The following is a 23,917-nucleotide window of genomic DNA, read 5'->3' as shown; positions in this document are numbered from 1 at the left end:
GTATCTGCCTCAACTGATCGGACGCCCGCCCAAGCGCCGCCGCGCGCGTGGGGGCGGCACAAAAAGGGGCAGAGCCGCGCAGGACACACGACCAGCGCGGCCGGTGGCTGCGGCTCGGTGAAATGTAGTGATTCAGGCAGTTTTGGCGGAGACGGAGGGATTCGAACCCTCGGTACCAGTAATCCCGGTACGGCGGTTTAGCAAACCGCTGGTTTCAGCCACTCACCCACGTCTCCGGGAACGGCTCTGAGGGCGGGGCTATAGACAGCATGTGGGCCGGGATCAACTGGGGTCGCATCGCTTTTCGAGCGCGTGTAGGACTCGGCTCACCGCGCCATTCATTGCAGCGCAAGCGGCAGGCGCGGATAGAGGGTCCGGGTTGATAAGCGGGGAAGTGACATGCGTAGGTTTTGGCTGATGCTGGGGAGCGTTGCCGTCGCGATGGCGACGCCCGCGGCCGCGCAGATGCGCACCGTTGACCCGAACGAGGCGATCGACGGTGACCTGGATACCGCTCCGGCGCCGCAGCAGCCGCAGGCGGCGCCTGCCCCCGAGCCGGACACGTCCGTTGCGCCCCAGTCCGACGATCCGGCGCAGCGGGCTCCTGCCCCGGCCGCTCCAGCGCCCGCGGCTCCGGGCGCAACCATGGCATCGGCGAACACCTATGAACGCGAGGATCTGATCAACGCGGCAGAGGGGGTGTTCGGCAAGGGCGCGGAAGGCCTTGCCGGCATCCTCGAGAACATCCTCAAGGATCAGGGAAAGCCCAACGCCTATATTGCCGGCCGAGAGGCGGCGGGCGCCTTTGTGGTCGGCCTGCGCTATGGCTCGGGGGTGATGAGCCACCGGGTTGAGGGACAGCGTCCGGTGTATTGGACGGGCCCCTCGGTCGGCTTCGACGTCGGCGGCGATGCGACCAAGGTATTCGTGCTGGTCTACAACCTCTACGACTCGCAGGAACTCTACCATCGCTTCCCGCAGGCAGAGGGACGCGCCTATTTCGTCGGCGGCTTCTCTGCGAGCTACCTGCGGCGGGGGGACGTGGTGTTGATCCCGGTGCGGCTGGGCGTCGGTTGGCGGCTCGGCGCCAACATCGGCTATATGAAGTTCAGCGAAAAGGCGAAGTGGATGCCCTTCTGACGGGCAGCCCCGCCTGATCAGCAAGGGCCGCGGGAGCGATCCCGCGGCCCTTGCTACAGGATCAACCGAAATCCACCGCGTCGAAGCGGAGCGGGGCACCGCCGGCCTGGGAGGCGAGCTGCCCTTCCCACATGACTTGCTGCCCGCGCACGATCGTGCCGATCGGCTTGCCGGTCAGCTCCATGCCCGTGAACGGGGACCAGCCGGCACGCGAGGCCAACCACGGCTCCTCGATCGTCCAGCGCTTCTTCAGGTCGACGACCGTGAAGTCGGCATCATAGCCGACCGCAATCCGCCCCTTGCCCACCAGCCCGAACAGCCGCTGCGGCCCCGCGCTCGTCATGTCGATCAGCCGCTGCAGGGTAAGGCGGCCGGCAGCGACATGGTCCAGCATCAGGGGCAACAGCGTCTGCACGCCGGGCATGCCGCTGGGGCTCGCGGGATAGGGCTTGGCCTTTTCCTCCAGCGTGTGCGGCGCGTGATCGGATCCGATCACGTCCGGCACGCCCTGGCCAAGCCAGTGCCACAGCCCGTCGCGATGCGCGCCCGACCGGATCGGGGGGTTCATCTGGGCATGGGTGCCCAGTCGCGGATACGCCTCCTCGCCCGCCAGGGTCAGATGCTGCGGCGTCACCTCGCACGACGCCACGTCCTTGTTCTGGCCAAGCAGTTCCAGCTCCGCGGGCGTGGTGACGTGCAGCACATGGATGCGCCGTCCCGCCTCGCGCGCAAGACGCAGGATGCGCCGCGTCGCAATCAGCGCGCTCTCGTCGTCGCGCCATACCGGGTGCGAGCGCGGATCGCCGGCGATGCGCTCGCCGGCGCGCGCGTTCATGCGATCCTCATCCTCGGCATGAATAGCCACCCGGCGATGGCCGGAGCGCAGCACGCGCAGCAGGTTGGCGTCATCGTCGACCAGCAGGTTGCCCGTCGACGACCCCATGAAGATCTTGACGCCCGCGGTGCCGGGAAGCCGCTCCAGCTCGCCCAGCTGCTCGGCATTGCCGGCCGTCGCCCCCACGTAGAAGGCGTGGTCGCACCACATGCGGTTGCGCGCGCGCGCAAGCTTGTCGGCGATCGCCTCGGCGCTGTCGGTGTTGGGATTGGTGTTCGGCATCTCGAACACCGCGGTGACGCCGCCCAGCACCGCTGCGCGGCTGCCGCTTTCCAGGTCCTCCTTGTGGACCAGACCCGGCTCGCGAAAGTGCACCTGGGTGTCGATGACGCCCGGCAGCACGTCCAGCCCGGTGCAGTCCACGACCTCGCCCGCATCGCCCGTGCCGCCGATCTGCGCCACCCGGCCGTCATGCACCCACAGGTCGGCTGCGGCCGGGCCGCCGGGCAGATGGACGGTGCCGCCCGCCAGTTTCAGGTCAAAGCTTGCCACGATCGCCCTTTCGTCTGCTGGGTCGCCCTCCTACCTTGCCCGTATGATGGAAACCAGACCCGGCACATGGCTTGCCGACCGCGCGTTGCTCCGCGTCGGTGGAGCGGAAGCACGTCCTTTCCTCGAGGGACTGCTCACGCAGGACGTGCTGACCCTCACGCCGGTGGCGCCGCGCTGGTCGGGACTGCTGACGCCACAGGGCAAAGCCTTGTTCGACTTCCTGCTCTGGGACGATGGGGAGGCAGTGCTGATCGACTGCGAGGCAAGCGAGGCGGAAGCGCTCGCGCGGCGGCTGGCGCTCTACCGGCTACGGCGTCCCATCACCATCGAGCCGGTTTCCGGGGGTGTTCATTGGAGCATTGATGGCGCGCAAGGTGCGCCGGATCCCCGGCTCGCGGAACTCGGCCACCGCTGGCTTGCGCCCGTGTCCACGCCGGCGGATGGCTGGCTTGCCCACCGCCTGAGCCTGGGCATCACGGAAGGCGTAGCCGAGCTCGGTCAGGACAAGACGCTTTGGCTGGAATGCAATGCGCGTGAGCTCAATGGCGTGAGCTTCACCAAAGGCTGCTACGTCGGGCAGGAGAATACTGCCCGCATGCATCACCGGTCCAAGGTGAACCGGCGGCTCGTCGTGGCGCCGCTTGGGAACCCAGGCGATCGGACTCGCGCCTGCTATCCAGACCTGGCGCTGATGGTGGAACATCGGCGGGTCGAGGCGCTTGGCGATGCGATGGTGCCGCAATGGCTGGCAGACGCGCTCGGAGCAGAGGCAGAGGCGAGCACCACCTGATGTATTCGGGGGCGCAGCTCCCGAACCGAGGCTGGGCGGCGGGTGCTACAAGCGCGGCCACCCGGAAAACCACCACCGACGCGGCTAGCGGGGACCCTCACAGCACCTCGCTTTTCGCCGCTAGGCACCCGGCCGGGCATCAAGCGGACGGGGCTTCCGGTCTTCGAACAAAGAAAAAGGGAGGCCGGTTGCCCGACCTCCCCAATTTCCATTCGACCAAGAGGTCGAATTACATGCCCGAACCCGGACCGTAGGTGATTTCCACGCGACGGTTCTGCAGCTCGCGCACGCCGTCGGCGGTCTCGACGCGCGGACGGCCTTCGCCGAACGCTTCCGAGGAGATCACGCCACCCGGGATGCCGCGACCCTCGAGGTACGCACGGGTTGCATCCGCACGACGCTGCGAGAGGCCGACGTTGTACGAGGCCGCGCCCGAACGGTCGGCATGACCGGCCAGCATGACCTGCGCGTTGCCGCACGACTGGTAGTTCGAGATGGCGTTGTCGAGGATGCCAGCCGCTTCCGGCGTGATGTCCGACTTGTCCCACTCGAAGAACACGATGTACGGCCCCGGGGTGCAAACCGTCTCGACCGGCGCAGGCGGCGGCGGCGGCGGCGGCGGCGGAGCAGCCGGCTCACCGAAGTTGAAGGTCAGACCGCCCAGGATGCTGTGCGACCGGAAGCGCGCATCATAGCCATTGCCCGTGACGTCGACGAGGTTGACGTCCTGAGCGTTGAAGAAGCGGTACTTCAGCGACACATCGACGTTCTCGGACAGCGGCGCGCGGATGCCGGCGATTGCCTGCCAAGCGAACACGGTGTCGGAGTCGTCGAGGAACGAGCCGTTCTCGTTGACGCGATAGTCGTTCGCCTTGACGCGAGCGACACCGGCACCGCCGCCGACGAAGCCCGACACGCCGTCGTCTTCACCGAAGTCGAGCATGGCGTTCGCCATGAACGACAGCGCCGAGGTGCTGCCGCCTGCGTCATAGTCGCCTGCGGTAACCGACGACAGGCCGCCGGCCGGGCCGTACGCCGGGATGGCTGCGGTCGAGCGGAGGCTGTCAACAGTCGCGCTGCGATAGCTGACTTCGGCTTCAACGCGGAACGCGCCGAAGTCGTAGCCGATCAGGCCGCCAACGTCATAGCCATAGTCATGGTCAACGGTGGTGGTGCCGCCGGCCGGTGCGGTGAGGTCGTAGTCGATGTCTTCGACGATCATCGCGCCGCCTTCCACGCCCACATACCACGCGTTGTCGCGTGCAAGGGCGGGAGCCGAAAGCGCAGTGGTCGCGAGCGCCAATGTGACGGCAAGCTTCCGCATTCTATTCCCCTTTCATGGTTGTCCTACGGACAGCGCAAACCCACTACTTCGGCCATTGTTTCCGCGCAAGCGAACAAAAACTGCCACTGTTGCGGAACTGCAACAGCTATTCCGCGTTGCGCGCAACCAGTCCATGCTGCTGGAGTGTGTTCAGCAGCACAGCGAGCGTGGTTCGCGCTTCGGCATCTACGACGTTTCCGCCCTCCGGAAAAGCAATTGCTGGCTGCTGCGGCCCCAGCACTTGCATGCCGCCCAGCGTCACCACCGAACCACGCAGCTCACCCAGGCGCCAACTGCCTGAAATCCTTCGGATCGGCTGGGCATCATGCCGGCTCCACAGCAGCATTCCTTCGCAACTGCGAAGAAAGCGCCAGCCGCTTTCGGACCAGGCGGCGATGCGATCCGCCTGCCCTTCCCAGGCGCCCACTGGCGCACTGCCCACAATCCAGCATTGGCCGTCCGCTGGAGCCACAGGCGGTTCGTTCTGGCCCACACCTTCCACTTCCGAATGGAGCAGGACATCCAATGCGAACAGCGCCTCGTTGTGCGTGATCTCTTTCTGCGCCTGCCCCGCATGCAGCATCGGCAGGGAAAGGCGAGGGGTCAGGTCGGTCATGCAAACCTCCGGTTAGGAAAGCGGAAGAACCCCAGGCGCAGAGACGCCGTGTGTTCCGATCTGGCGTACCTCGATCCGCACGGGTCTTGTCGCGATCCCGTCTGCCGGGATCCGGATGTGCGGCGCGGCGGAGAGGAAGTCGCCAAGACTCCCGTCCACCCCGAACAGCCGGACCGAATAGGCCTCGGCATCCTCGGCCAGCGGAACCTCGACGCCATCGCGCCACCACCAGCCGTCGCGGCTGCGCCGCACCCAGCGAAGCTCGATAGCTCCGGCCTGCATGTCGGCCGCTATATGGACCGGCGATGGCGGGCACAGCGACCAGCCGGTTGCCGGCACTTCGGTGCTGGCACCCTCCGCGTCACCCGCGATCCCCACGGCGCGTACCCTCAGATGCACCCCAGCGCCAATCCGCCGCGGCTCGAACCAGCGGATCGCATCCGCCTCGATCAACGCGAATCCGTCGCCAATCTGCTGGGTACCGATCGCGGCTTCGGTGCCGCGCCGCCCGCGCCACAAGCGCCGCAATCGCCAGCGGCGCGGCGCCACCTGCGTCGCCCCGCCGAACTGCAGAAGCTCGTCGCCCACCAGCGCCAGGTTCGCACCCAGATCGAGCGCCGCAGCATCCGCACCCGCCAGCGCCGCCTCGTCATGGGCGAACTCGACTTCCATCACCGACCGCCGGTCCTCCAGCGTCGCGGGCACCCTTTCAGCAAGCCCGGTGAGCGTCCCCAGCACCGCCGGTGCCGCAGTGCCGCCGATCGCCTGCCAGCTCTGCCCGTCATCCTCGCTCGCCAGCAGCGCGGCACGCCGCCATCCCGGCAGCAGGCCCGCCGCCAGGATCGCGACTTGCGGCACAGCCCCCGCTCCGGCCAGCGGCGGCAGCTCGAACCCCGCAATCAGCGTCGGCCCGTGCACCGCATCCGAAGCCGGGCTCACCCGGCCGCTCGACGCGTTGCGCGGCGACAGCGCCGCACTTCCGATGCGATGCAGGTCCAGAACCACGACCATGCGATCCAGGGTCGCGCTGCTGACCCGCCACTGGCCAGCCTCTCCCGTCAACACGACCCGGTCGCCTGGCACGATCGCGGCATGCCGCCAGTCGAGCGACACGCGCCGGGTTTCCCGCTGGAGGTCCAACGCTTCAACGGCCCGCTCAGCCAGGGCGCGCGCCTGCGCCGCTTCCAGCACCGCCGGCAGTTCGATCCGCTGCGCGCGTCCGCTCGAACTGGCGCGGACCGCCCTTTGCACCCCGGTCTGATACTCGCGCGCGGCATCATAATAGCCGATCGTGACCTCGGCCGGGGCGCGGTCGCTCGCGGCGATCGTGCGCATGCCGCGCCCGCCGTCTTCGCCTGCCGCGCGCGCTGCCGCATCTTCGATCGGGCAGGCAGCCCCGGGCTCTCCGCGGATTCCGTCGCTTCCGATCCAATAGCCCGCGGGGCTCAGCAGCCCCTCAACTGCGGCGCGGATGCTGTCCCCCTGCGCCGAGTAGCCGATCAGGGGCAGGCTTGCCTCGCCCTGGGTGATCGCGCGCCCGCTCACTTCCTCGACGATGCCGCCCAAGGCCACCGCCCCCGCGTCCGCCTCGACTTCGAAGGTGAGTGAGGGGATCCGGTTGCCGAAGTCCGCCAGTTGCAGCCCCTCGAACACGGCATAGGCGCAGCCGCGATGCGCCGGGGTGTGTGCCATGCCTTCCGCCGCGGCGATCAGCGGGTCGGGCTGCTCATCCTCGCCGCCCAGGTACAGGCGGAACCCGGTCTGCGTCTTCCAGTCGCCGGCAGCACCCCGCAGCAGCTTGCCGTCCGCCCAGATCCGGCGCACGCCCAGAATCGGCCGCCCCGACAGCAGCACCGCGAAGTTCGCCGAATAGCTGTAGCTGGTCACGCTCGGCTGGCCCTTGCCGGCTCCATCGCTGCTGCGCGCCTCCACCAGGTCGATCGCCCAGATCACCGATCCCGCCACGCGCATGGTCCCGAACAGGCGCGGGATCTGGGTCGCATAGGAAGAGGTCTGCACCGCCAGTTCGGTCAGCCGCGGGCCCTGCCGCCCCTTGGGCGCAAACAGGCTGGCATCTACCGTCCGCCCGAGCGCCGCCCCCAGGGCCGCCCCGATCGGGCCACCGACCGCACCCCCCACCGCCGTCAGCACCAACGTCGCCATCAGCCCTCTCCCTCCTCTCGGCCGGGGAAGCGCCATGCGCTCACCAGCGCGAACGGCACCGCTCCCGGCCGCTCGACCACGCGGCGCAGGACCGCATCGGCATGAATGATCCCGGTTTCGCTCCGGATCGCCAGGTGCAGCTGCCCCGGCCCGGCGCGCAGCAGCAGCACGTCGCCCGCGTCCGCCAGGTTCACCGGGCGCAGACCCGCTTCCCTTAAAGCCGCTTCGGCCCGCATCGTATCACCGGAGCGCAGGGCGTAGTCGGCCGGCACGTTCCGGCCGCCCAAAGCCACCGCCACCAACCCGACGCAGTCGAGCCCCAGTGCCGGGTTGCGGCCATGCAGTCGGAACCGGCTGCCGACCGCCGCGCGCGCGGCCGCCACGATGCTCGCTCGCGTCATGCGCCGGGATAGCGCGTCAGCAGGTCGATCCCCGGCAGATACGGCTCGCCCCGAAAGTTGACGGCGTTGCCGAACCGGCCGGCGCAGGTCTCCAGCCGCTTGTCACAGCCTTCCACCAGCTCCACCAGGTCACCCGCCGCCACGGACAGCGCCGGCGCCCGCTCCAGCGTCACCGTCGCACCCTCGGAGGAGGCAACCGCCCCCTCCAACCCGGCATTGGGCCCGCCGAACCAGCGCAGCCGCCCGGCGCCATAGGCGTCCGCCACCGGCTCGTCCCCGTCGAGCGTCAGCCTGCATCCGTCGATCGCCACCACCCGCGCAAACCGCCGCCGCCCGCCCATCGCCACCCGGCATCGGCTGTCACCCAGCCGCGCGCGGCAGCTTGGGGAGGTTTCCTCCACCACCGGCCGCTCCAGCGCCGCGAGCACCCCACGCAGTTCCGCCGTGAACCCGCCGCCGCTGGTCTCCACGGCGCCCAGCGTGCCCGTGCCCAGCACCAGCGGCGCCACCGGATTGGTCCAGTCCACCGCCGTCACGGTGATCCTCGCCCCGTCCCATCGCCCGGCAAGCAGGTCGGCTTCCGCAATCGCTTCGGCGGAAAGCGGCCCGCTCGCCTCCATGCTGTCCGCATCCAGCGCGTCCGTCCGCCGGATCGCGGACGGCACCATGCCCGGCGCCGCGCGATAGCGCAGACCGTCGATCGTCAGTTCGCGATCATGCGCCGTCAGGCCGATGGTCACACCGTCGCGCCGCTCCAGCCGCCAGCACAATGCAAGCGTGGTGAGGCTGCCCTCCAGCCACTCGGGGGCACTCATACCTCACGCACCCCGACCAGGGGCACCGACGGCGCCGCCCCGGCGCGAAAGGTCGCGCGGTTCACCGTCAGCCGATCCTCGGCAAAGCGCACGGGCACGTCGAAGCGGAACCCGGCCGTTACCACCGCCCCCGCGGGCGGGGCCGCATCCAGCGCGACCACTCCGCCCGCTTCTATGGAGAAGGCGTGGCTCTCCACGCCATCCACCGCCACCCGGACGCTGCCCGCCACCGGCCGGGTGATCCGGCGCGCCACCTCGCCATAATATTTGCGCAGCGGGAAGGCGGTGGCGACGCCATCCCCCACGCCGATCGCCTGGTCCGTTGGCGCGACATCTTCGCCAGAGGCATGGTCGAACGGGTCGGTCAGCCGAAACGCCCGCGCCGGGCCCATCCGCGCCCGAAAGAACGCGAGCAGCGTCGCAATGTCTGCTTCCGATCGTACCCCCGGCCCCACGTCATAGCGGGTCCGCGCTTCCGCCCAGTCGGCGTTGCGCTTCTCCATGCCGCCGGCACTCGTGACGATCGCCGTCGACAGCTCTGGCGCCACCTCCGCCTCGCGGCCAAGCGCCAGCGGAAAGCGCACGTCGTCGAACGCCTGCATCGCATCCTCCCCCTCATCGAAATGCACGAAGCCGTCGCGGATCACCTGCGGCAGCGCCCAGAGGAAGGTCGCGGCCACGCCCCGCCGGCGCGCGGTCTCCGCCGCCGCATCGATCGCCTGCCACTGCCCGGCATCCTCCGGCCGCAGCACGAAGCCTGCGAGATACTGCTGGCGCTCGGGCGGATAGCCCAGCCGCGCCTCGGCCGCAGCCACGCCTCGCGCGGTCGCCGCCGTGTTGCCAGGCGCGGCCCAGTCATAGTCTTCCAGCTGCAGCACATCGAACGCGGGCGACGCCCAGCCGATCGGCAGGTTCGCGCGCTTGAGCTCGGGTGCGGCGGCATCCAGCACCGTCGGCAGATAGGCGAGCAGCAGCGTCTCCGCCCCCGGCTCCACCTGCCGCACCGCCCCTGTCAGCGCCGCAGTCGACGCCGCGAGCAGCGCGCCGGCGCGGTCGAGCAGCGCCGTCTGCTCCGCATCCAGCGGCCCCCGTACCGTTGCTACAGGCACCGGGACCAGCGCCGCCCGCGCCGCGTCGTCGTACAGGCAGGGCCGCCCGTCCGGCATCACCCACCACCAGGGCTCACCCACCTGGAACCGCATCGCCAGTCCGGCTTCCGCACCAATCGCAACGAATGCTCGCGCCACGGCCTGCAGATAGGCCATGGCGCGAGCATGCGCCGGTGAGAGCAGCGCCGACGGCGGCTCCCACCCTGTCAGCGCAGGCGTCCCATCCGCCGCACGCTGTTTCCAGTCACCCCAGCAATGCTGGTCGAGCAACTCGTACGAAAGCGACCAGATCACGCCATAGCCAAGCGCCTTGGCCTCCGCGGCAAACTGCCGGTGCCACGCCACGCAGGGCGCGTTCAGCACGCCTCCGGCAAGGCTCGCGAACAGACCACCGCTGTTCGCCTCGAGCCGGAAATAATGGCTCATCCCCACATAATGGACGATGCTGCCGCGATACCCCAGGTGAAGCACGTTGCGCAGCAATCGCGCAGGCGTCAGGTGATAGCTGTCGTCATAGCCGCTCGCGATCGACAGCCCATGTTCCGGCACAACGGCCGCGCCGATCGCCAGCACGGAGTCCGGTCCGTCGCAGTCGATGCCCGACACCTCGACCCACCCTTCCACCGGCTCGGGAAGCAGCGCGTCCGCCCCGGAATAACCCGGCGCCACCAGCGATACGAACATGCGGTCGACGTCCCCCGCCCAGACCGGGTCCGCATCCTGCGGCAGTTCGTATCCGCCGATCACGGTGGCGAAGTCGATCTCCACCACCGCATCCTCGGGTGTCCCCGTCGCATGGTTCCACAGCCGCACGTACCAGGACCGCGCCACCCCCGCCGCGTCGCGCCCCTCGATCGTCAGCACCGGGCCATGCACGGCATCCAGGGGCATCACCCCGCCCGATCGCCACCGAAACCGCAGTCGGCAGCGTCGGTAGTCGCGCTGCGTCGCATAGCCCAGCAGCGGATGATCGTGCCGATCCTCCGACTCCCAGATCAGCCCCGCCAAGTCGTCCGCACGATAGAAGACGGCATCCACCCGCAAGGCATCGGGCGCGGTCGACACCACCGACGCCATCATCGGCCGCGGGAAGTTCACCGTCCAGAACCGCGGATCGAAGCGGGTGAGCACGTCCTCCGCCTGCACGGTCCGCTCGCGCGCCAACCAATATCCCATGTGCTTTCTCCGCCCCGGGGCTCAGTCGATGTCGATCAGCGCGGCCTTCACCGCGCGCGCCACCTGCCGGCTCGACTGCGCCAGCGCCCGCGGCGTGTCGCCCGATCCGGCATTGACGGAGATCGATACCCGCACGTCGCGCCCGCCGGCGGGTTGCGCCGTGGCGATGCTGCCGCTGCTGGTCGGCACGAACAGCTCCGGCCCGCGCTCGCCCACCCAATAGGGCCGCTGCGGGCTGACCGGCCCGCCCGTGGCGCGCCCCGGCGCTCCCGACACCAGCCCCAGCAGCGAGCCAAGCAGCCCGCCCCCGCTCGCCGCGCCGCCCAGCAACGTGTCGAGCCCGCTGTGCATTGCGCTCGCCGCGATCTCGCCCAGCACCTGGTTGGCGATCCGGCCCAGATCCTCGAAGCCGATCGAGCCGCTGCGCACCGCCCGCACCAGCGTCGTCTCCAGCGCGCGACCGGCCTTGTCCACGCCGCTCGCGAATGGCCCGTCCAGGCTGTTCTGCATCGTCGCCACGTCGCGTGCGAAGCCGGCCGTGTCGGCGCGCACCGACACCACCAGCCGCTCGATTTCCTCATCCATCGGGAAATGCCTCCATCAGCCGGGCCAGCGTGCCCGCATCGGGCGGCGCCGTGCCCGAATCACCGCCCAGGGCAGTCGCCAACGCCGCAAGCTCCGCCGGCGTAGCCCGCCAAAAAGCGTCAGGGCTCCAGCCGAACCACAGCCCCGCCAACCCCGCCAGCCGCACCGCGGCGTCGGCGAAACGCTCGCTCACCGCCCGCCCAGAATCTGCGCCAGCAGCTGCCGCAATGCGGGAGTGGCGGCCGCGAGCCCGCCTGCAACCACTGCCTCGCCCAGCACCTCTCGGGTCAGCGCCTCCGGCCGCTCGCGCAGGCAGTGCCAGAACAGCGCCACCAGCTCGCCGAGCGACAGCTTCCCCGCCGCCGCCCGCTCCACGAGCGCGAACAGCGGCCCCAGCTCGCCCTCGGCGGCCACCAGCGCGGCAAAGCTCGGCCGCAACACCAGCCGCTCGCCCGCCACCCGCAGCTCCGCCTCGCCGCGCACCGGATTCGCCGGTTCCCCGCTCATGCCGACACCACCGGTCCGGAGCTTTCCAGCGCCAGCGTGTAGCTGCGCTCGCCATTGTAATCACCGGCATAATCCAGGCGGGTGAGCAGGAACCGTCCGGTCATGGTCTCGCCGCTTTCGAAGCTCAGCCGATAATCGTCGATCGTGCCCGCCAGTGCATTGCTCTTCAGCCGCACCTCCGCCGCCGATCCGGTAAACACCCCCGCGCCCGAAACGCTCACCGATCGCACGCCTGCGCCCGACAGCAGCTCGCGCCACCCGCCCGAATCCTTGGACGTGATCGCCACCGCCTCGCCATTGATCGACAGCTGCGTCGTGCGCAGCCCCGCCACCGTGGTGAAGCCGGGCGGCACCTGGCCGTCGCCCACCTTCAGCAGGAACGCGCTTCCCTTTTCCGCCGCCATGTTCCGTCTCCCTTGTCACTGCATCCGCAGCATGCGCACCCGATATTCGTTGGTCCCGGCCCAGAGCCCGTCGCCCTCGCGCACGATGCGGCTTCGCACCGGCACCAGGCTCGCGATCCGCCATCCCTCGCCCAAGTCGCGCGGCAGCGCCTCGACCGCCGCATCCACCTCGCCTGCCAGGTCGCGCAGCCGCACCGGCCGCTCCCCGGCGTCGCGCAGCACGACCGCGATCCGCCCCTCGCGCCCCGCCATGTCCTTGGTGCTCCAGTCGGTCAGCAGCGCCTCGGCCACCTCCGCATAAGGCCGCGCCGCGCGCACCGGCGGCGCGTCGAACACCGCCGTTACCACCCGCGTCACTCCGGAATGCGCGTTGAGGGCGGCGACCAGCGCCTCGCCCAGCACCGTCTGCGCGCTCATCGCTCCGCTCCCAGCCAGCGCACGCGCGCATCCTCGATCCGTCGCCGCCACAGCCCGCGCCCCGAAATCGTCACGGAACTCTCGTCGCTCTCGACGCCAACGCCCCGCAGCCCGGCGGCACCTTCCCGCGCGGCATCGCCGATCCGCGCCACCGCCGCCGCGACCGCCCTCGCACCCGCCGCCTCGCCGCGCGCCAGCAGCCGCGCCCTCATCGCCTCACCTCCGGCGCCAGCCGCAGTCGCCGCCACGGCCGCCACAGCGCCGCCACCGCAGCCGGCGGCTCCCCGCCCGCGCTGCCGCTTGCGAACAAGTGCGCGATCAGCAGCACCATGCCTTGCGAGATCGGCGCAGGCAGCGTCTCCCAAGCCTCCGCCAGCCCCGCACGAAAGCAGATGCGCAGCCGTCCCGCACTCCCGGGAAGCATCGCCTTCACCCAGCCGACGCCATCGGCGGTAAGGTCGATCGCATGGTTTCCGGCCGGCAGGGGAAAGGCGCTGCCCTCCGCCGGCAGGCCCTCGACCCGGGTGATCGCCGTCACCGGCTGCACCGGCAGCGGTGTCCAGCTCGCCGCCGCCGGCACCACCGCCTGCCAGTCGCGCGCAATCAGCGCATGCCCGGTGAACGTCTCGCACACGGCAAAGGCAGTGGCGGCGGCCTGCTCCAGCACCGCCGCCTCGTTGGTCGCCGCCATGCGCAAATGGGCGAGGGCGGCCGCGCAGGCGGCAGCGATCGCCGCCTCCGGGATGGGTGGCGTCTCCATAGGGCAGCTCCGTCACTGTTGGGCAGGAAGAACCGGCGCGGGCACTCCCCGCGCCGGCATGGCGTCGCTCAGGCCGCGGCGAACTTCATCAGCTTGATCGCCTCCGAATTGCTGACCTGGCCGCCCACGCGCTTGGTCGCGTAGAAGTGCACGAACGGCTTGTTCGAATAGGGATCGCGCAGGATCTGCGTCTCCTGCCGCTCGGCGATCAGATACCCCAGGCGGAAGTTGCCGAACGCGATCGACGGGCTGTCCGCGGCCACGTCGGGCATGTCCTCCGCCTCGACGACCGGATAGCCGAGCAGCGTGTCCGGCTGGCCTGCTACCAGCCCAGGCTGCCACAGGAACGCGCCGTCCGACGTCTTGAGCTTGCGGATGCGGGTCGAGGTTGCCGCGTTCATCACGAACACCGCCCCCTGGCGATAGGGCGCGCGCAGGCTCTGCACCAGGTCGATCAGCCGGTCCTGCGGCTCACTGCCGAAGTCGCCCGCTGCCCCGCTCGGCAGATATTGCAGCGTCCCGAACGCGCGCGTCGCATCGCCCGCGGTCGACACCGGCTGGCGCAGGAACCCCTTGGGCTGGTTGATGCCCGTCCCGTTGACGAACGCCTGCCCCTCGGCTGCCGCGAACTCCGCCGCGATCTCCCCCGCCAGCCATTCCTCGACGTCGAACGCCGCATCGTCGAGCATCGCCTGGCTCGCCGCCGGATTGGCATAGAGGTCGCCCATCGGCGGCGACACTTCGTGGAAGCTCGGGGTCGCCGTCTCGGGCCGCGCCGCGGTCTCCGACGCCCAGCCGGACGGCGTGCCGCCGCTCGTCACCAGCTTGCGATAGCCGGCACTGCCGACCTTCACGACATGAGCGATGGCGCGGATCGGGCTTGCCACCTTCAGCAGCGTGTCGATTTGCCGGTCGATCTCGGTCGGCACTGCGTAACCGCCGCCCTCATTGGTCGTGCCAGTAAAGGCCTTCATCTCCAGCGTCGCACCGCTGCGCACAAAGCCCTCGAACGCCGCGCCGCCCGGCCGCGCTGCCGCCCCTGCCAGCATCGGCCGCGCCGCCGGGGTGCCTGCACCCTCCACGCCTGCAAAGCTCGCTTCCAGCGCATCTGCCTTGGTCTCGATCATCACCGTCTCCCACAAAGAAAAGGGCGCCCCACCGGGACGCCCTCGCCACGCTTCGAAAGCTTTTGCGCACTCAGCCGGGCGCCACCGCATGCACCCATGCCAGCGGCTGCATCGGCACCGGCACCAGGCTCACCTCGATCAGGTCCAGTCGCTCCAGCTCGCGCCACCGCCCGTGCCGCGCCGCCTGCACCCGGTACCCGAACGACAGCCCGCCGACCGCGCCCTGCTCCACCAGCTGAGCCAGCTCCGGCAGTTCGACCCGGCCGATGACGCGCAGACCCCGGCTGTCCTCGCCCAGCATCTCGACCTGCCCGACCGGCGAGCCGCAATGCTGCCACAGCAGCGGCACCGGTCCGGCTTCCGCAAAGGCCCCGGCGCGCACCACATCGCCGCCACGATCGGGCACATCGAAGATCGCGGCATAGCCGGCGAACCGCACGCTCACCGCAGCCAGCCTTCGAAGCCGGTCTTCATCGCGACCCCCACCAGCACCAGCGCCAGCAGCATGCGCATCACCCAGCCGATCGCCGCGCGCGCTGCCGATCGCTTGGCATCGCGCCACGCCGCCAGCAGCTCGCGCAGCTCCTTCATGTCGCCGCCGGCAGCCGCATCCTCCAGCCCCAGCCGGGTGAGCGCGCGCGTCGCCCCGACCTCGCCCGCCTCCTCGACCATCGCCCGCAGCGTCGCCAGGTCGGCGCCGTCGTGGCGCGCCTGCCCCATCAGCTGCGCGAGCACCTGTGCATTGTCCATTGCCGCCTCCACCTGATACTGCCCGGCCATGCGCCGCCGGCTCCGCATCGTCCTGTTCGCTGCGCTCGCCGCCCTGGTGTCGATCGCGTTCGTGATGCCGTTCGTCCGCGGCAAGCAATGCGCAGGCCAGGGCGGCCGCTTCGAGCGCACCACCATGACCTGCACCCTGCCAACGGCCCACCCGCGCTGACCCCGCCTCTGTGCTTCCGCCTGCGCGGAGCACGAGAACTACAGCCCCGCCCCGGCCTCCGGCCCGACGCCCACCATCGCTCGCTTCTCCTCGCGCGTCAGGAACTCCGCCCCGCTCACCTGCGACCACAGCCGCTCGCGGTCCTCCGCCAGCGCCGGCACCCGGTCGAGGTCCACCGACAGCGTCGCGTCGCCGAAATGTGCCGCCAGCCCCTGGGCGAGTTCCGCCAGGATCCTCTCCGCCAGCGGCAGGATCGCCAGCCGCCACAGCGCCCGGTTCGCCTCGCGATAATTGGCGTAAGTATTGTCGCCCGGCAGCCCCAGCAGCATCGGCGGCACCCCGAACGCCAGCGCGATCTCCCGCGCCGCCTGTGCCTTCAGCCCGTTGAAGTCCATGTCGGCCGGCGTCAGGCTCATCGCCTGCCACTTGAGGCCCCCTTCCAGCAGCATCGGCCGCCCGGCATTGGCAGCCCCCGCAAAGCCCGCCTCCATTTCGGCGCGCAGCCGGTCGAACTGGTCGCGCGACAAGACGCCGCCATCCCCGGATCATAAACCAGCGCACCCGACGGCCGCGCCGCATTGTCCAGCAGCGCCTTGTTCCAGCGCGCCGCCGCATTGTGGACCGCGATCGCGCCCGCGGCCGCGCCCAGGCAGCCCAGCCCATAATGGTCGTCGAGCGGGTGGAACGCCTTGATATGCACTACCGCCGCCCGACCGCGGGCATCCTCCGCCGGCAGCCGCTGCACCTGCGCGCCCACCCGGTACCGGAACGCCACCGGCCAGCCGTTCGCGTCCGGCTCCACGCTCACCCGCTCGGGTCGCAGCGCATACAGCTCGCCAACCCCGCCGCGCCCGTCGTCGAGCAACTGCACGAACGCGTTGCCGTGCAGCAGCAGCTGGGCGGCGATCGTCTCCACCAGCACCTGTCCCGCCGAGCGCCGCGTGACCAGCCGCACCACCCGCTCGTCCGCGCCTGTGATCGGTGCCGCCGCGACACCTTCGGCGACCATCCGAACCGCGCGCTGCGCGATCGCATTCTCCAGGTAACCGGCGCGCACCTGCGCCTCATAGCTGGTCGGCCAGCTGCCCAGCGCCGGGATTGAACCCGCCGCCGACAGCGGCGGTCGCCGCCCCTCGCCCGAGGGCTGCGCCCCCAGGCTCTTTTTCCCGAACCATTTCATGTTAGCTTCCTCCGCCAAGGAGAGTCGAATGCCGCAAAGCGCTCATTTCGCCCTGTTCCCTGCATCGCTGATGCTGTTCTGGCTGGGCGGCATGTTCGCCTGGGCCGGCTGGCGCATCCGCCGGCACCAGCTCCGCCCCGCCGGCGGCGAGCCCTATGCCCGCTCCGCCACGCGCCACCTCGCCATCGGCGGCAGCGTGTGCGCCGTCGCCGTCGTGCTCCTGTTCCTGTCGCTGTTCACCTGATCCGGGCTCACAGGCTCCGCACCGAAGCGGCGCCGCGGCTGCCGAGCATCAGCTCCGTCAGCGCCCACACCAGCGCGTCCGCACGATCGGGGGACCGCCCCGGCCCCTCATAGCCGCCGCCCGCGACCAGCCCGCACAGCTCGTCCTCCAGCGCGGGGAACGCCCCCACATGCGCCACCCGGTCCCGCTCATAGAGCGCCGCGACCGGCTCGGCCCGCGCCGACTTGCCGCGCGACGCATGCACCAGCCGCACCGGCAGCGCGGCCTCGGCCGTGCGCAGCACCGTCTCGACCATCGCGCCGCCCTGGTTCGCCTCCGCCACCACGCGGTCGGCCGCGTGCCGCGCCGCGCACGCCGCCACCGCCTGTGCCCAGCCGTCGGGCGTCAGTCCAGAGGCGCTCGCATCCTCCAGCACATAGCCGCGCCCATCCACCCCCAGCCCTGCCGCCACGATCCCGCAGGCGTCGCCGTCTGCGCTCGCCGGCGGGTCGACGGCCACTACCACCCGCACCAGGTCGGGCGCCGCCCGTACCCGGCACCGCTCGATCAGCGCGCGCGTCCACAGCGCGCCCGCGACATCCTCCAGCAGCTCGCCGTCCAGCTCCTGCCGCCCCAGCCGCGTGCCGGCATAGTGCGCGGCCATCGCCTCGACGAAGCTCGCGGGCAGGTGCGGGTTGTCGCTCGTCCGCCCATGCGTCTCGTGCACGCCCGGCAGCGTCCGCACCCGCCGCAGCAGCGCGCCTGGCTTGGGCGTCGTTGTCACCACCAGCTGCGGATGCTCGCCCAGCCGCAGGCCCATCATCAGATTGTCCCACGCCGCATCGCCCAGCCGCCACTTCGCGATCTCGTCGCACCAGCCGGCATGATGCTCGGGACCCCGAAGCTTCTCCGGCGCCTCCGCCGAATAGGCAAAGGCCTTGGCCCCCGACGCGAAGTGCAGCACACCGCCCTTCCACAGCGTCGGCTCGTCGTCGTGCGCACTCGCCTGCAGCCCGCCCTCGCCGCCCACCATCACCCGGTGCACGTCATCCAGCGTCGCCCCCACCAGTGCGATCCGCGCCTGCGGGTGGCTGCGCGCGAATTCGGACACCCATTCCGCCGCCGCTCGCGTCTTGCCAAAGCCGCGGCCGGCCAGGATCAGCCAGATCCGCCAGCCCTCCGCCGTCGGCAGCTGGCCGGGGTGCGCCCATCGTTCCCAGCGGTGCAGCAATTCCCGCCGCTGCGCGGGAGACAGCATCGCGAGCGTTGCTGCCTGTGTGTCCGCATCGGCGCGGGCGAGTGCCCGCATCGCCGCGTCGCGTTCCTCCACCGGGCTCATGGATCGCCCCCCTCCTGCGCCCGCCGCGCCCGCGCCTCCTCGATCGCATGGCGCTTGCTCAGCATCGCCAGCCGCTTGAGGATTGCGGCATCGGTCTTGTCGGCTGCATCCGCGCCCGCCCTGGCCCGCTTGCCAGGCGAGCCCTCCGCCTCGCGCTGCCGCTCGATCAGCCGCAACGCGAACAGCACGTCCGGCGTCTCCAGCGGCCCACTCGCCTCACCGGCAAGCACCGCCCCGGTCCGCTCGATCAGCATCGCCTCCAGCCGGTCATAGCCGACCCGCAGCGCCGCGCGCCAAGCCTCTGCGAACGCCGTGTCGGTGCGGCATGCGGCATAGGCCTGGAGCGGCGCGATCTCGACCGCATCGGCTGCCGCATCGACACTGCCGGTTGCCGCCAGGTGATCGAGAAAGCCGTTGCGCGCCTTCCGGCTCAGCGCCCTGCCCCTGGATGCCGCGGCCTTCGAACGGGTCGCAATCCCCTGTCCCATCGCCCATCCCCCAGATGCGTAAGCGGGGCCGCAGCCCCCCGGCTCCAGCCCCGCCCGCAATTCCTCAGCGTTCCTGTCTTGTTCCACATAAGCGTGACGATGTCAAGCACTTTGTACCTGTTTGGTTCGTCGGCCGGCTTCGACAAAAGCGTTGCGCAATAAGCCCTCGGATGCTGCTGCCGCCTCCGGTACGGGGAACAACATGACGTCCTTCCCCAAGCTTCGCCGACTCACCGCCACGATCGACGGGTACAGCATGTTGTTGGTCGGCACCGTCCTGCTGGCCTCGCTCCTCCCCTGCCGCGGGCAAGTCGCCGACGTCCTCGCGGTCGTCACCCAGGCGGCGATCGCGCTGCTGTTCTTCCTCCACGGTGCCAAGCTCTCGCGCGAAGCGATCGTCTCCGGGCTCACCGCCTGGCGTCTGCACCTGTTGGTGTTCGCCAGCACCTTTGTCCTGTTCCCGCTTCTCGGCGTCGGGCTGGAGCAGGGCACCTCCTGGTTCCTGTCGCCGGCGCTGGCACAGGGGCTCTTGTTCCTCACCCTGCTGCCCTCCACCGTCCAATCCTCGATCGCCTTTACCGCGATCGCGCGCGGCAACGTCCCCGCGGCCGTGTGCAGCGCCTCGCTCTCCAACATCGCCGGCATCTTTCTCACGCCGATGCTCGTCGCGCTGCTGATGGGCGTGTCCGGCAGCGGCGGCGACTCGCTGGCGGCGATGGAGGAAATCGCGCTTCAGCTGCTGCTGCCCTTTGTGGTCGGCCATCTCGCCCGGCCGCTGGTCGGCGGCTTCATTGGCCGCCACAAGCCGCTGGTCTCCATCGTCGATCGCGGCTCCATCCTGCTCGTCGTCTACACCGCGTTCAGCGCCGCGGTGATCGAGGGGCTGTGGCACCGCGTTCCCGCATGGCAGCTCGTGCTGGTGATCGCGGTCTGCTGCGTCCTGCTTGGCGTCGTTCTGGTCGCCACCCGCACCCTCGCCCGCCGGTTCGGCTTCTCGCGTGAGGACGAGATCGCGATCGTGTTCTGCGGCTCGAAGAAGAGCCTGGCCTCGGGCGTCCCGATGGCCGGCGTCCTGTTCCCGGCCGCACAGGTCGGCGCACTGATCCTGCCGGTGATGCTCTTTCACCAGCTTCAGCTGCTCGCCTGCGCCGTCATCGCGCGCCGCTATGCCGGAACCGGGCAAGCCGCCGACGCTTGACACGCAAGGCCCGCTCGGGCGCAACACCACCCTGTTCAAACCATAGGAAACCGGATGATCAAGACCCTGCTGCGCACCGCCGGTCTGTTCGCGTTCGCCGCCTGGACGATGCCGCTGTCCGCCCAACAGGCGGCGGCTCCGGCGCCTGCGCCCGCAAAGACGGTCGATGCGGATCCCGCGTTGTGGGTGGTCAAGGACGCCGACACCACCATCTATCTGTTCGGCACCATTCATCTGCTGAAGCCCGGCCTCAGCTGGTTCGACGAAGCGGTGAGGACCGCCTTCGACAAGAGCGACGAGCTGGTGCAGGAACTTGTGCTCCCCGACCCGGAAACCGTGCAAAAGGTGCTGGTGGCCACGGCGGTGAACCCGACCGGCCCCAGCCTGTCGGAAAAGCTCCCCCCTGACACACGCAAGGCCTATCTGGCCGCGCTCGCCGACCTGGGTGTCCCCGCCGCCAGCTTCGACCGCTTCGATCCGTGGTTCGCCGCCACCAACCTGTCGGTGCTCAAGCTCGTCAAGGCCGGCTATGATCCCAATGCCGGCACCGAACAGGCGCTCACCGCCGCCACCAAACAGGGCAAAAAGCCCGTGATCGGCCTCGAAACGCTGGAACAGCAGTTCGGCTATTTCGACAGCCTGTCGGAAAAGTCGCAGATCGCCTTCCTCGCCGACACGCTGAAGCAGCTGCCGGACTCCGAAAAGGAGATCGACAAGATGGTGGCGCAATGGTCCGCTGGTGACACCGACGGTCTTGCCGAGACGATGAACGAGGGCCTCGACGCCACCCCGGAAATTGCCAAGGTCCTGCTGCTCGACCGCAACGTCCGCTGGGCACAATGGATCGCCGATCGCATGAAGAAGCCGGGCACCGTCTTCGTGGCGGTCGGCGCCGGACACCTCGCGGGCAAGGACAGCGTCCAGGCGCAGCTCGCCACGCATCATCTGAAAGCGGAACGCATCCACTATTGATCCACGCGCGGGAGCGGTTGGCGCCAACGCTCGTTCTCGGCGGACCATCAGAAAAGGACGTCGCATGGCCCGAACCGCTCCCCGGCCGCTCCTGGGCCTGTTCGCCGGCATCGCCGCGGGTGTCGTGGCCTCGGCTGCCATGGCCGCGTTCCAGTCGGCAGCCGCCCGCTTCGTCCCCGCAGACGGCAGCGACGAGGACCCGGCGACCGTGAAAGCCGCCGATCGCGTCAGCGAAGCCGCAACCGGCAAGCCGATCGCCGAGCCGCACCGCGCCGCCGCGGGCCAGGCGGTCCATTTCCTCGTCGGTGCAGCACTTGGCGGCGCCTATGGCGTGCTTGCCGAATATCAGCCCGCCACCCGCCGCGGCTTCGGCGGCGCCTATGGCCTCGTCACGTCGATGGTGCTGGACGAAACCGCCGTTCCCGTCGCCGGCCTCGGCGCCGCACCCTGGCAAGCCTCGCTTGCCAGCCACGGCTACGGCCTCGCCTCGCACATGGTCTATGGCATCGCCCTGGAAGGCGCCCGCACCCTGCTAGCCGGCCGGCGCTGACCCTATCTCGGCGGATTCGGCCCGCTCGGGGAACACGGCGACTCTCATCACCCAGCCGACGAAGGCCTACAGCAGCAACCAGTCCTCGCGCGTGCGCCCGACCGCGCCGCCGCCCTGCCGTCGTGCCAGCTCCTGCTCGGCCGTATAGCGCACGTCCTCATCGCGATCCGACAGGAAGCCGTCGAGCGAATCGTCGTCGATCTCGGTCCACTCGCGCCCGCGATCCGGGCCATAGCGCACCCGCGGCAACAGGCCCGGCAGGTTCGACCATTCGATCAGCTGCGCGATGCTCGCCTCGTTCAGCATGTCGCGCAGGTGAAACGCGGTGACATAGGCGTCCGGGAACGCGCGATGCGCCGGCAACCCGCGCTCATGCTCCATCCCATGCGGTCGCCGCCAGTAGCGCAGCATCTGGTTCGAAAAGCCCGGCGAGTCCGGCCACAGCCGAAGCGCGCATTTCCAGGTACAGATCCAGTCGGCACCATGGGTCAGCGGCGCAGTGCAGAACTTCTGCTCGAAATCGGCCCGGTGCGCAGCCAGCGCGATCCGGCGCGGATAGGGATCCAGCACCCGCCGCGCGACATCATGCCAGAAGGGCGCGTCGGCGACCTGCTCGTCCAGGATGTGGTGGATCGCCTGAGTCACCGGCGGGATCATCCGGCCGGGGTTCACCAGCTGCGAACCGCCCTCGCCGAGCAATTCCCAGCGCCCATCCTTGCCCAGCGCCACATCCTGCCAGCCGATCTCGCACACGCCATGGGCGGGCGGCGCATTGCCGGTGGTCTCGAGGTCGACGACGCGAATAATCTGGGGGGAAGCCATGGGCTACGAAATGGGGCAGCGGCGCGCGGATTGCCAGCCCCGCGCGCCGCTTGTCCGATCAGTGCCCCGCCTGCGGACCCCGCTCCAGCCCGCTCAACCGCAGCTGCTCGTCGATCTGCGCCATCAGCAGGGCCAGCCCCGCTTCGCTCCGCGCTTCTGCGCGGGCGACCAGCACGTCCTGCGTGTTGGACGCGCGCAGCAGCCACCAGCCGTCGGACGTGGTGACGCGCGCGCCATCGGTGCGGTTGACGTCGGCGCCTGCCGTCTCCAGCCGCTCCAGAACCTCGTCGATCACCGCGAACTTGCGGCTTTCGTCGACCTGGAAGCGCATCTCGGGCGTGTTGATCATGTTCGGCATCGCCGATCGCAGCTCGGTCATCGACTTGCCGATCATGTGCACCGCGCGGATCAGCCGCACCGCCGCATAGGGCGCGTCGTCGAAGCCGTAATAGTCGTGCGCGAAAAAGATGTGCCCCGACATCTCGCCCGCAAGCGGGGAGCCGGTTTCCTTCATTTTGGTCTTGATGAGGCTGTGGCCGGTCTTCCACATCAGCGGCTCGCCACCCAGCTCGGCCACGCGATCGTACAACGCCTGGCTTGCCTTCACGTCCGCAATGATGGTCGCGCCCGGCAATTCCTTCAGCACAGGCTCCGCCAGGATCGACAGCAGCTGGTCGCCCCAGACCACCCGCCCGGTGCCGTCGATCGCGCCGATGCGGTCGCCGTCGCCGTCGAACGCCAGCCCGAAGTCGAGGTTCTTGTCCGACACCAACTGCTTCAACGCCGACAGGTTCTTTTCCTCGGTCGGGTCCGGATGGTGGTTCGGGAAGCTGCCGTCCACGTCCGTGAACAGCAGGTGGTGCTCGCCCGGCAGCAGCTTGGTGAGCTTCTCGATCACCGGTCCTGCCGAACCATTGCCCGCGTCCCAGCCGATCCGGTACGATCCGCCGGCGTAGCCCGCCATCAGCCGGCCGACATAGGTCTCCTCGATGTCATAGTCGCTGACGGTGCCTTCGCCCTCGTCCCAGTCGGCATTGGCCGCCATCGTGCCCAGCTTCTGGATGTCGTCGCCGAAAAAGGGCTTGTGCTGCAGCACCATCTTGAAGCCGTTGTAATCGGCCGGATTGTGGCTGCCGGTGATCATGATGCCGCCGTCGACCTCCAGCGTCGCTTCGGCATAATAGAGCATCGGCGTCGGCCCCAGGCCGATGCGCACCACGTCCACGCCGCTTGCGGTCAGGCCCGCGACCAGCGCCGCTTCCAGCTCGACCGACGACACGCGACCGTCACGCCCCACCGCCACGCGCGTGCCGCCCGCACGCCGCACCAGCGTGCCGAAACCGCGTCCGATCGCGGTCGCATCCGCCACGCCCAGCGTTTTGCCGACCACCCCCCGGATGTCATATTCGCGCAGCGAGGTGGGGTCGAAGACGTGGCTCATGAAATTCTCCCTGAAACTGTCGCCTCAGATCGCCCGACGCGCC

General features: G+C 69.8%; 28 protein-coding genes, 1 tRNA gene and 1 pseudogene. 7 read left to right on the top strand and 23 right to left on the bottom strand.

Annotation, left to right across the window (positions count from 1 at the left end; genetic code table 11):
• Positions 1–143: 143 nt before the first annotated feature.
• Positions 144–236, bottom strand: a tRNA-Ser gene (locus LK533_RS12035).
• Between the two features lie 163 nt (positions 237–399).
• Between LK533_RS12035 and LK533_RS12030 the strand changes: the two genes are divergently transcribed.
• Positions 400–1,140 (top strand): DUF1134 domain-containing protein, encoded by a 741-nt coding sequence (locus LK533_RS12030; protein WP_229363219.1) that lies wholly within the window; start codon positions 400–402, stop codon positions 1,138–1,140.
• 61 nt (positions 1,141–1,201) lie between these two features.
• Here LK533_RS12030 and LK533_RS12025 read toward each other — a convergent pair whose 3' ends face one another.
• Entirely contained in the window at positions 1,202–2,527 is a 1,326-nt protein-coding gene (locus tag LK533_RS12025; protein WP_229363217.1) for a dihydroorotase, read from the bottom strand.
• Between the two features lie 43 nt (positions 2,528–2,570).
• Here LK533_RS12025 and LK533_RS12020 point away from each other — a divergent pair, with 43 nt between their 5' ends.
• Positions 2,571–3,317 (top strand): YgfZ/GcvT domain-containing protein, encoded by a 747-nt coding sequence (locus LK533_RS12020; RefSeq protein WP_229363216.1) that lies wholly within the window; start codon positions 2,571–2,573, stop codon positions 3,315–3,317.
• A gap of 229 nt (positions 3,318–3,546) precedes the next feature.
• Here the strand turns inward: LK533_RS12020 and LK533_RS12015 are convergent, their stop codons facing one another.
• The 16 genes from LK533_RS12015 to LK533_RS11940 all read right to left on the bottom strand — a co-directional run bounded on the left by LK533_RS12015 (position 3,547) and on the right by LK533_RS11940 (position 15,501).
• Positions 3,547–4,641, bottom strand: coding sequence for an OmpA family protein (locus LK533_RS12015; protein WP_229363214.1), 1,095 nt, complete (start codon positions 4,639–4,641; stop codon positions 3,547–3,549).
• 106 nt (positions 4,642–4,747) lie between these two features.
• Positions 4,748–5,257 carry a DUF2793 domain-containing protein gene (locus LK533_RS12010; RefSeq protein ID WP_229363212.1) on the bottom strand — a complete coding sequence of 170 codons (510 nt, stop codon included), beginning with the start codon at positions 5,255–5,257 and terminating at the stop codon, positions 4,748–4,750.
• A 12-nt stretch (positions 5,258–5,269) separates the two neighbouring features.
• Positions 5,270–7,420 (bottom strand): phage tail protein, encoded by a 2,151-nt coding sequence (locus tag LK533_RS12005; RefSeq protein WP_229363210.1) that lies wholly within the window; start codon positions 7,418–7,420, stop codon positions 5,270–5,272.
• Complete coding sequence (locus LK533_RS12000) at positions 7,420–7,821, bottom strand: peptidoglycan endopeptidase (RefSeq protein WP_229363209.1); 402 nt, start codon at positions 7,819–7,821, stop codon at positions 7,420–7,422. Before LK533_RS12000 ends, LK533_RS12005 begins: the two co-directional genes overlap by 1 nt.
• Entirely contained in the window at positions 7,818–8,636 is an 819-nt protein-coding gene (locus LK533_RS11995) for a DUF2163 domain-containing protein (protein WP_229363207.1), read from the bottom strand. Before LK533_RS11995 ends, LK533_RS12000 begins: the two co-directional genes overlap by 4 nt.
• On the bottom strand, positions 8,633–10,921 hold the full coding sequence (locus tag LK533_RS11990; protein ID WP_229363206.1) for a DUF2460 domain-containing protein: 2,289 nt from the start codon (positions 10,919–10,921) through the stop codon (positions 8,633–8,635). The genes LK533_RS11995 and LK533_RS11990 overlap by 4 nt, the downstream gene beginning before the upstream one ends.
• Before the next feature lie 21 nt (positions 10,922–10,942).
• On the bottom strand, positions 10,943–11,506 hold the full coding sequence (locus tag LK533_RS11985; RefSeq protein WP_229363205.1) for a tail tape measure protein: 564 nt from the start codon (positions 11,504–11,506) through the stop codon (positions 10,943–10,945).
• On the bottom strand, positions 11,499–11,699 hold the full coding sequence (locus tag LK533_RS11980) for a phage tail assembly chaperone (protein WP_229363204.1): 201 nt from the start codon (positions 11,697–11,699) through the stop codon (positions 11,499–11,501). The genes LK533_RS11985 and LK533_RS11980 overlap by 8 nt, the downstream gene beginning before the upstream one ends.
• Positions 11,696–12,013 (bottom strand): gene transfer agent family protein, encoded by a 318-nt coding sequence (locus tag LK533_RS11975; RefSeq protein ID WP_229363203.1) that lies wholly within the window; start codon positions 12,011–12,013, stop codon positions 11,696–11,698. The genes LK533_RS11980 and LK533_RS11975 overlap by 4 nt, the downstream gene beginning before the upstream one ends.
• Entirely contained in the window at positions 12,010–12,417 is a 408-nt protein-coding gene (locus tag LK533_RS11970; RefSeq protein WP_229363202.1) for a phage major tail protein, TP901-1 family, read from the bottom strand. The genes LK533_RS11975 and LK533_RS11970 overlap by 4 nt, the downstream gene beginning before the upstream one ends.
• A 15-nt stretch (positions 12,418–12,432) precedes the next feature.
• A complete protein-coding gene (gp17, locus tag LK533_RS11965) occupies positions 12,433–12,834 on the bottom strand; it encodes a tail completion protein gp17 (RefSeq protein ID WP_229363201.1) in 402 nt (133 codons plus the stop codon).
• Positions 12,831–13,046: a hypothetical protein gene (locus tag LK533_RS11960; RefSeq protein WP_229363200.1), complete on the bottom strand. Its 216-nt coding sequence runs from the start codon at positions 13,044–13,046 to the stop codon at positions 12,831–12,833. The genes gp17 and LK533_RS11960 overlap by 4 nt, the downstream gene beginning before the upstream one ends.
• The gene (locus LK533_RS11955) at positions 13,043–13,594 is read right to left on the bottom strand and encodes a head-tail connector protein (RefSeq protein WP_229363199.1); all 552 of its coding nucleotides are present in this window, start codon (positions 13,592–13,594) and stop codon (positions 13,043–13,045) included. Before LK533_RS11955 ends, LK533_RS11960 begins: the two co-directional genes overlap by 4 nt.
• Before the next feature lie 68 nt (positions 13,595–13,662).
• Complete coding sequence (locus LK533_RS11950) at positions 13,663–14,721, bottom strand: phage major capsid protein (RefSeq protein ID WP_229363198.1); 1,059 nt, start codon at positions 14,719–14,721, stop codon at positions 13,663–13,665.
• 70 nt (positions 14,722–14,791) lie between these two features.
• Complete coding sequence (locus LK533_RS11945) at positions 14,792–15,166, bottom strand: HK97 family phage prohead protease (protein ID WP_229363197.1); 375 nt, start codon at positions 15,164–15,166, stop codon at positions 14,792–14,794.
• A complete protein-coding gene (locus LK533_RS11940; protein WP_420705852.1) occupies positions 15,163–15,501 on the bottom strand; it encodes a DUF6127 family protein in 339 nt (112 codons plus the stop codon). Before LK533_RS11940 ends, LK533_RS11945 begins: the two co-directional genes overlap by 4 nt.
• Here LK533_RS11940 and LK533_RS11935 point away from each other — a divergent pair.
• Positions 15,500–15,661: a hypothetical protein gene (locus LK533_RS11935; protein WP_229363195.1), complete on the top strand. Its 162-nt coding sequence runs from the start codon at positions 15,500–15,502 to the stop codon at positions 15,659–15,661. The genes LK533_RS11940 and LK533_RS11935 overlap by 2 nt on opposite strands.
• Positions 15,662–15,699: 38 nt before the next feature.
• On the opposite strand, the pseudogene LK533_RS11930 reads toward LK533_RS11935, so the two are convergent.
• Positions 15,700–16,841, bottom strand: a pseudogene (locus tag LK533_RS11930) (phage portal protein).
• Positions 16,842–16,869: 28 nt separating this feature from the next.
• On the opposite strand from LK533_RS11930, the gene LK533_RS11925 reads away from it, so the two are divergent.
• On the top strand, positions 16,870–17,085 hold the full coding sequence (locus LK533_RS11925; RefSeq protein ID WP_229363194.1) for a hypothetical protein: 216 nt from the start codon (positions 16,870–16,872) through the stop codon (positions 17,083–17,085).
• 7 nt (positions 17,086–17,092) lie between these two features.
• Here LK533_RS11925 and LK533_RS11920 read toward each other — a convergent pair whose 3' ends face one another.
• A complete protein-coding gene (locus LK533_RS11920) occupies positions 17,093–18,403 on the bottom strand; it encodes a DNA-packaging protein (RefSeq protein ID WP_229363192.1) in 1,311 nt (436 codons plus the stop codon).
• Positions 18,400–18,891 carry a hypothetical protein gene (locus LK533_RS11915; RefSeq protein ID WP_229363191.1) on the bottom strand — a complete coding sequence of 164 codons (492 nt, stop codon included), beginning with the start codon at positions 18,889–18,891 and terminating at the stop codon, positions 18,400–18,402. Before LK533_RS11915 ends, LK533_RS11920 begins: the two co-directional genes overlap by 4 nt.
• A 202-nt stretch (positions 18,892–19,093) precedes the next feature.
• On the opposite strand from LK533_RS11915, the gene LK533_RS11910 reads away from it, so the two are divergent.
• The 3 genes from LK533_RS11910 to LK533_RS11900 all read left to right on the top strand — a co-directional run bounded on the left by LK533_RS11910 (position 19,094) and on the right by LK533_RS11900 (position 21,611).
• On the top strand, positions 19,094–20,089 hold the full coding sequence (locus LK533_RS11910) for a bile acid:sodium symporter family protein (protein ID WP_229363190.1): 996 nt from the start codon (positions 19,094–19,096) through the stop codon (positions 20,087–20,089).
• A gap of 54 nt (positions 20,090–20,143) precedes the next feature.
• On the top strand, positions 20,144–21,061 hold the full coding sequence (locus tag LK533_RS11905; RefSeq protein ID WP_229363189.1) for a TraB/GumN family protein: 918 nt from the start codon (positions 20,144–20,146) through the stop codon (positions 21,059–21,061).
• Between the two features lie 64 nt (positions 21,062–21,125).
• Entirely contained in the window at positions 21,126–21,611 is a 486-nt protein-coding gene (locus LK533_RS11900; protein WP_229363188.1) for a DUF1440 domain-containing protein, read from the top strand.
• Positions 21,612–21,677: 66 nt separating this feature from the next.
• On the opposite strand, the gene LK533_RS11895 is transcribed toward LK533_RS11900, so the two are convergent.
• On the bottom strand, positions 21,678–22,433 hold the full coding sequence (locus tag LK533_RS11895; RefSeq protein ID WP_229363187.1) for an exonuclease domain-containing protein: 756 nt from the start codon (positions 22,431–22,433) through the stop codon (positions 21,678–21,680).
• A gap of 58 nt (positions 22,434–22,491) precedes the next feature.
• Positions 22,492–23,874, bottom strand: coding sequence for a phosphoglucomutase/phosphomannomutase PgmG (gene pgmG / locus LK533_RS11890; RefSeq protein WP_229363186.1), 1,383 nt, complete (start codon positions 23,872–23,874; stop codon positions 22,492–22,494).
• Positions 23,875–23,917: the final 43 nt, after the last annotated feature.

Origin of the sequence: Sphingomonas sp. PL-96 (assembly GCF_020707215.1) — a bacterium.
Lineage (GTDB): Bacteria > Pseudomonadota > Alphaproteobacteria > Sphingomonadales > Sphingomonadaceae > Sphingomonas.
This window is presented reverse-complemented; position numbering and strand designations above follow the sequence as displayed.